Annotated in this window: 1 protein-coding gene; it reads right to left on the bottom strand. The window is 63.1% G+C overall.

The genetic code is table 11. The features are described 5' to 3' along the window. Positions 1 to 1,061: IS256 family transposase (locus B7L71_RS12285; protein ID WP_081138313.1), on the bottom strand; the 1,061-nt coding region annotated here is incomplete at its 3' end. Positions 1,062 to 1,161: the final 100 nt, after the last annotated feature.

Genomic DNA, 1,161 nt, shown 5'->3' with positions numbered 1-1,161 from the left:
CGGACCGTGGCGAAGGTCGATTCGATCGGGTTGGTGGTGCGGATATGCACCCAGTGCTCTGCTGGATAGTCGTAGAACGCCAGCAGCTCGTCCCGATCCTTGGCCAGGCACGCCATCGCCTTGGGGTACTTGGCCTCGAAGCGTTTCAACGTGCGATCGAAGGCCTTGTGCGCATCAAAGCGGGTCTCGGCCATCCAGATCTCATGGAGGTCGGCCTTGACCTTGGGCTGCACTGATTTCGGCAGCTTGTTCAGCACGTTAGCGGTCTTGTGGACCCAGCAGCGCTGATGGTCGGTTTCCGGGTAGATCTTGCTCAGCGCCAACCAGAACCCCATGGCACCGTCGCCCACCGCCAGCTTGGGGGCTTGAGTCAGACCGCGCTCTCGCAGCCCCGTCAGCAGCGTTTCCCAGCTGTCTGCCGACTCACGGAAGCCGTCCTCGACGGCCACCAGCTCCTTGCGGCCCTGCTCCGTGACGCCGATGATCACCAGCAGACACAGGCGGTCATCCATGCGCACGTTGCTGTACACGCCGTCGGCCCACCAGTAGACGTAGCGACGGTCTGACAGGTCACGCTGCCGCCACTCGGTATGCTCGTCTTCCCACTGTTTCTTGAGCCGAGACACCGTGTTGGCCGAGAGCCCCTTGGCCTGGTCGCCCAGCAGCGCCGCCAGCGCCTCCTGGTAGTCGCCAGTGGAAATCCCCTTCAGGTAGAGCCAGGGGATCAGTTCCTCGATGCTGCGGGCCCGCTTCAGGTAGGGCGGCAGCAGGCTGCTGTTGAAGCGAGCACCACCGCCGCTGCGGTCACGCACCTTGGGCACCTGCACGCTGACATCCCCAATCCCGGTCTGGACCGTGCGCTCGGGCAGGTAGCCGTTGCGGACCACGGCCTGACGTCCATCGTCGAGCCGCTGATCGGCATACTGCGCCAGGAAGGTGGCCAGCTCGGCCTCGACAGCCTTGGCGATCAGGTCACGGGCACCTCGTCGCAGCAGCTCGTGCAGCGGGTCAGTGACCTGGGGTTCTGGTTGTGAAAGAGCCCGGAGGGTAGAATCGGTCATGGCGTATCCACTCGTGTTGGTTGAGATCTTGGTCGTGATCAATCAACAGGATACGCCACCCTTCCTACCTCCTCCCATACACCAGACTTGAGCTTAACTC

Origin of the sequence: Halomonas sp. BC2 (assembly GCF_002078115.1) — a bacterium.
Lineage (GTDB): Bacteria > Pseudomonadota > Gammaproteobacteria > Pseudomonadales > Halomonadaceae > Vreelandella > Vreelandella stevensii.
This window is presented reverse-complemented; position numbering and strand designations above follow the sequence as displayed.